The following is a 5,345-nucleotide window of genomic DNA, read 5'->3' on the forward strand; positions in this document are numbered from 1 at the left end:
GTCGTCGAACATGGCTTCTTCGGCGTAGCGCGCCTGGGCTTCGTTTGCCTCGCGCTGACAGGCGCTGAACACGGCGATTTCCATGCAGTCTTGCGCCGCGCGCTGCACGTCCGCCGGCGAGCCGGCTTCTTCCGGTTTGCCCAACTGGGCGGCGCGCAGGAAGCGCGCGAGGGCCGCTTCCTGGATCGAGGGACCGTCGATCTGCGGATCGTCGACGGCGTCTTTGCCGAGTGGCACGTAGAGGTATTTTTCGGCGGCGAAGCGTGACTTCTTGCCGTCGTCGAACTTGATCTCGCCGTTGCTGCAGTCGAGATAGCGCGTGCCGATCCGGCCATGCTCCCACACGTAGTTCTTCAGCAAGGGGCGCAACGGATGCAGCGTCTCGCGGTCGGTCATTGACAACTCCAGTGCCTCGATGGGGTTCAGCAGACGGCTGACGCCGCTGCTCGTTCATATCCCATCATGGCACGGGAGCCTCGCGTTCGCGAGTGGTTTAGCGCGTGACCCTGGCTTCGAGCAGATCGCCCATACCGATCCGTTTGGCGAACTCGATCCGGACACGCTCCGATACCTGGAGCACTTCGCGTGCGCCATCGCCGACGAAGTCGATCACCGAGCGCATCGGCCGGGTGCCCTTTGGCAAGCCGACGATACGCACGATTTCATCGGCGACGGCTTGCGGATCGGCGTCTGCCGGCGTGAGCGACGAGAGACGCGCGCCGATCTGGTCCATCACGCCGTCATACCGGCCGTATGCGGCGGCGATGCCGGTGTCGGCCGGTTTGCCTGCGCTCGGAAAGTGGTCTGTGCCTTGCGTGAAAGCACCCGGCACCACGATCGAGGTCTCGATGCCAAAGCGTGCTATTTCATACGCGAGGGTCACCGCGAGCGAATCCATCGCAGCCTTCGCTGCTCCGTACGGGCCCATGAACGGTGGGAAGCCGCCCTTGGTCGTGGTGCTGCTGATCCACAGCATCAGCCCGGCCTCCTGCTGGCGCAGATAGGGCAGCACAGCGCGGTTCACGCGTTATGCGCCGAACAGGTTGGTGTCGAAGACCTTCGCCATCTCTTCGGGCGTGAAGGCTTCCGCAGGACCGACCACCAGATGCCCGGCGTTTTGCATCACCACGTCGATGCGTCCCTGCTCGCGCACGATCGTCGCAGCGGCTGCATCGGCGGAGTCCTGCGACAGCACATCGAGTTCGAGCGGATGCAAGGCGATACCGCGTTCCTTGGCGAGCGTGCGTAATTCGTCGGCGCGCGGTTTGTTGCGGCCTTCGACATCGCGCATCGTCGCGTAGACGATATGGCCGGCTTCGGCGAGTGCCTGGGCCGTGAGTTTGCCGATGCCTGTGCCGGCGCCCGTGACCAGAATGACGTTGTGCATGATTTTTCTCCGGATGGTTTGTTGTTTGCTGTGAGGCGGCTTAGTCAGTCGGGCTTAAGCGACGCCGCCATTGGCGCGCAGGATCTGACCGTTGACCCAACCCGCGTCGGGACCGGCGAGGAACGACACCACCGACGCGATATCGTCGGGTTGGCCGAGGCGCTGCAGCGGCGGCATCTTCGCGAACGTCTGGATCTGCTCTTCGGTTTTGCCGTCGAGGAACAGCGAGGTGGCAATCGGCCCTGGCGCCACGGCGTTCACGGTGATGTTGCGGCCACGCAGTTCCTTGGCGAACACATGCGTGAATGCTTCGACGGCGGCTTTGGTTGCGTTGTAGACCGCGTAGCCGGGCATGTTCAGCGCGAGCGTCGTGCTCGAGAAGTTGACGATGCGGCCACCGTCGTTCATGCGTGCCGCCGCTTCGCGCAGCGTGTTGAAGGTGCCGCGCAGATTGATGTTGAGCGTCTGGTCGAACAGGGCGTCCGAGGTGTCGGCGAGCGGCACGGTCTTCAGCACGCCAGCGTTGTTCACGAGCACGTCGACCTTGCCGAGTTGCTGTTCGCTGGTCTCGAACATGCGGCGCACTTCGTCGGCCTTGGCGACGTCGGCTTTCACGGCGATCGCTTGCGCGCCGGCTGCTTTCAGTTCGGCGACCAGCGCGTCGGCTTCGTTCGAGCTGGATGCGTAGTTGACGACTACAGAGAAACCGTCGTGAGCGAGACGGCGGGCGACGGCTGCGCCGATGCCGCGCGAAGCGCCGGTGACGAGAGCGACTTTGAACTGGTTGTTTGCGGTGTTCATGATTCGTTTCCTCAGGGTGGGTGGTTCGGGGCGACCCAGTGTCTTGCTCGGTCTCTTGAGTACGTCTCTTGAGTGCGGCGGGTCCGTGAGATGAATCATGGATCATTCCGTTTTAAAGATAATCGGGCGTAACTTGGTATCATCGTTCCATTCACTTTAATAATGACCGGGAGCGCCGCCAATGGACCGCTTCGAGGAAATGCGGGTGTTCGTGCGCATCGCCGAGCGCCAGAGCTTTACCCAGGCGTCGGACGATCTGCAGATTCCTCGCGCCACCGTCACCAATCTGCTCAAGCGCATGGAGCAGCGGCTCGGCACGCGGCTGCTCGAACGCACTACCCGGACGGTGCGTCTGACGCACGATGGGGAGGCCCATTACCGCCGCTGCGTGCGCCTGATCGCCGATCTGGAAGAGGCGGAAGAGTCGTTCAGGAATACTGCGCCGAAGGGCCTGTTGCGGGCCAATCTGCAGGGCACGCTTGCGCGCACTTTCGTTGTGCCCGTGCTGCCGACGTTTCTTGCGCAGTATCCGCAGATCGAACTGCACCTCGGCGAGGACGACCGGCTGGTCGACCTCGTGCGTGAAGGCGTCGATTGCGTGCTACGGGTGGGGAGCCTGCAGGATTCGTCGATGGTGGGGCGGCGCGTCGCGCAGCTTTCCCAGCTCACCGTGGCAAGTCCCGAATACCTGGCGAAGTATGGGGAGCCGACCGATCCGGCGGCGTTGTCGGCGCACCGCGCGGTCAACTACATCTCGAGCTCAACCGGGAAGGCTTTGCCGCTTGAATTCACCATCGACGGGCGGGTGAGTGCGGTGAATCTCGGCTCGGTGGTGTCGGTGGCCGGCGCGGATCTTTACACCGGCAGCGCCGTGGCGGGCCTCGGGATCGTGCAGGTGCCGCGCTACCGTGTCGCGGAGGAGCTGAAGACGGGACAACTGAAGATTATTCTGCAGGACTTTCCGCCGCCGCCGATGCCGGTTTCCGTGTTGTATCCGCAGAGCCGCCAGTTGTCGTCGCGGGTGCGGGTGTTTGCGCAGTGGTTGCGCGATATCTTCGAGGCGGCCAGCGTGTAGTTGTGTTTACTCTGTGCCTTTAGCTTGCTGCATGCACGCTGCGGTGCATATTCAGCGCTTGCGGGACAGGTCTTTTTGCAAGCGCTCCGGCAACTGCGCGAGATCGCCGAGTAGCTCGTCAGTAGCCTGCTCAAAACGCTCGACCAGGAAATCCAGCAGCGCACGCACGCGCGGCGCCATATAGCGGTTGCCGTGGAATAGCGCGTGGACGCCCGCCTCGTTGGTGCTCCAGTCCGGCAACAGGATGGTCAGCGTGCCGGCGCGCACGTCCGCCGCGATATCCCAGATCGACTTGTGTACGATGCCGTGACCGGCCAGCGCCCACGCTCGTGCGAGCGCGCCGTCGTTGGTTTCCCGGGCCTGTTCGATGGGCACCGTGTAGCTCACACGCTCGTCGTCCTGCGCGAAGTGGATTTCGTTCAACGGCCCAGCCGCCGTCACCAGCACGATGAAGCGGTGATTGGCGAGGTCAGCCGGCGTTTTTGGTTCGCCATGCCGCGCCACGTAGTCCGGCGACGCGCACAACACACGCCGGTTCGGCGCGAGACGGCGAGTCATCAGCGAGCTGTCGAGCGGTAGACCGAAACGGATCGCCAGATCGATGTCTTCCTGCAGAAGGTTCGAAACCGAATCCGACAAGCTGAGCGCATAGCTCACCTCCGGGTGCAGCGCGCTGAATTCGTCGAGCCAGTGGTACAACAGGTTGCGACCGAAATCGGAGGTAGCCGAAATCCGTAGCTTGCCGCGCACCTGGTTTTGTCCCGCCTGCAGCGCGGCTTCGGCATCTTCGATCGCTTGCAGCGCGATACGGCAGTGTTGCAGATAGAGCCGCCCTTCATCGGTCACGCGCAGCTGGCGCGTGGTGCGCTCGAAGAGGCGCGCGTGCAATGCCGCTTCGAGCTTGATTAGCCGCGCGCTGGCGGCAGCCGGCGAGAGGCCCAGTTTGCGGCCGGCCGCCGACAGGCTGCCGGCTGCTGCTGCTTCAACGAATAGCTGCATATCGCCGAGTCGATCGGTTGCCATTGTCTGCGTAGATTTGAAGGTTATTCAAATGCTACGCCAATTATCAAATGGACGGCGCATCACCAGAATGCCTTCATCGCGTCGTCGCTGTCGACGGCGGCGGTCTGCTGTAGATTGAATGCGGACCGATTCCATCACGCTTTGGGCGCATTTGCCGTTTATCCGCGGTCGATCCGCGGCTTACCGATAGAGAGGAAACAGAATGGATCTGCAACTGAAAGGCAAACTGGCACTGGTGAGCGGTAGCACTGCCGGCATTGGTCTCGCCATTGCCAGCACGTTGGCGCAGGAAGGCGCGCGCGTGATCGTCAATGGACGCAAGCAGGAAGCGGTGGATGAAGCGGTCGCGCAACTGAAATCGAGCACGGGCGGGGACGTGCTGGGTTTCGCCGGCGACCTCAGCAAGGCTGAGGTGGCTAACGAACTCGCGCGACGCTATCCGGATGTGGAGATCCTTGTCAACAACCTCGGCATTTTCGAGCCGAAGCTATTTGAAGAGATTCCGGATGAGGACTGGCAGCGCTTTTTCGATGTCAACGTGCTGAGCGGCGTGCGTCTTGCGCGGCTCTTCCTGCCGTCGATGAAGCGGGCCAACTGGGGGCGCATCATTTTCATCTCGAGCGAGAGCGGGCTGCAGATTCCCGTCGAAATGGTCCACTACGGTGTAACCAAGACCGCGCAGATTGCAGTGGCGCGCGGCATTGCGGAATCCGTCGCGGGCACCGGCATTACCGTCAATACCGTGCTGCCCGGACCGACCAAATCGCGCGGCGTGGGCGACTTCGTCGACGGTCTCGCCAAGGCCAACGGCAAAACGTCCGCGCAGGTCGAGAAGGAGTTCTTCGAGCACGTGAGGCCGACTTCGCTGATCAAGCGCTTTGCTTCGACCGAGGAAGTGGCGTCGCTGGTGGCATATGTTGCAAGTCCGCTGGCATCGGCGACGACCGGCGCTGCATTGCGCGTCGACGGCGGCGTGGTGAAGAGCGCGTTTTAACGCGGAGACCGGCGCCGCTCGTGGGATCATACGGCTCGCGCAGGGCGTTCACGCCTCGCGAGCCA

4 protein-coding genes and 2 pseudogenes are annotated in these 5,345 nt (G+C 62.9%); 2 read left to right on the plus strand and 4 right to left on the minus strand.

Features of this window, described 5'->3' with window-relative positions; genetic code table 11:
* From M0954_RS21590 to M0954_RS21600, 3 genes and pseudogenes are all read right to left on the minus strand, one after another.
* A pseudogene (locus tag M0954_RS21590) lies at positions 1–396 on the minus strand (hypothetical protein); the annotation flags it as partial.
* Positions 397–493: 97 nt separating this feature from the next.
* Positions 494–1,387, minus strand: a pseudogene (locus M0954_RS21595) (SDR family oxidoreductase).
* A 54-nt stretch (positions 1,388–1,441) separates the two neighbouring features.
* A complete protein-coding gene (locus tag M0954_RS21600) occupies positions 1,442–2,188 on the minus strand; it encodes an SDR family oxidoreductase (protein ID WP_297355403.1) in 747 nt (248 codons plus the stop codon).
* A gap of 181 nt (positions 2,189–2,369) precedes the next feature.
* Here M0954_RS21600 and M0954_RS21605 point away from each other — a divergent pair, with 181 nt between their 5' ends.
* On the plus strand, positions 2,370–3,263 hold the full coding sequence (locus M0954_RS21605; protein WP_297355405.1) for a LysR family transcriptional regulator: 894 nt from the start codon (positions 2,370–2,372) through the stop codon (positions 3,261–3,263).
* Between the two features lie 51 nt (positions 3,264–3,314).
* Here the strand turns inward: M0954_RS21605 and M0954_RS21610 are convergent, their stop codons facing one another.
* On the minus strand, positions 3,315–4,286 hold the full coding sequence (locus M0954_RS21610; protein WP_297355407.1) for a LysR family transcriptional regulator: 972 nt from the start codon (positions 4,284–4,286) through the stop codon (positions 3,315–3,317).
* A 202-nt stretch (positions 4,287–4,488) separates the two neighbouring features.
* On the opposite strand from M0954_RS21610, the gene M0954_RS21615 reads away from it, so the two are divergent.
* Positions 4,489–5,280, plus strand: a complete 792-nt coding sequence (locus tag M0954_RS21615) for an SDR family NAD(P)-dependent oxidoreductase (protein ID WP_297355409.1) — start codon at positions 4,489–4,491, stop codon at positions 5,278–5,280.
* Positions 5,281–5,345: the final 65 nt, after the last annotated feature.

The sequence above is a fragment of the Paraburkholderia sp. genome (assembly GCF_026225065.1).
Taxonomy (GTDB): domain Bacteria; phylum Pseudomonadota; class Gammaproteobacteria; order Burkholderiales; family Burkholderiaceae; genus Paraburkholderia.

What these genes read in the sequence shown, in the direction of transcription:
- M0954_RS21610 (WP_297355407.1), bottom strand. Translation starts at nt 4,286, where the DNA reads ATGGCAACCGATCGACTCGGCGATATGCAGCTATTCGTTGAAGCAGCA.
- M0954_RS21615 (WP_297355409.1), top strand. Translation starts at nt 4,489, where the DNA reads ATGGATCTGCAACTGAAAGGCAAACTGGCACTGGTGAGCGGTAGCACT.
- M0954_RS21600 (WP_297355403.1), bottom strand. Translation starts at nt 2,188, where the DNA reads ATGAACACCGCAAACAACCAGTTCAAAGTCGCTCTCGTCACCGGCGCT.
- M0954_RS21605 (WP_297355405.1), top strand. Translation starts at nt 2,370, where the DNA reads ATGGACCGCTTCGAGGAAATGCGGGTGTTCGTGCGCATCGCCGAGCGC.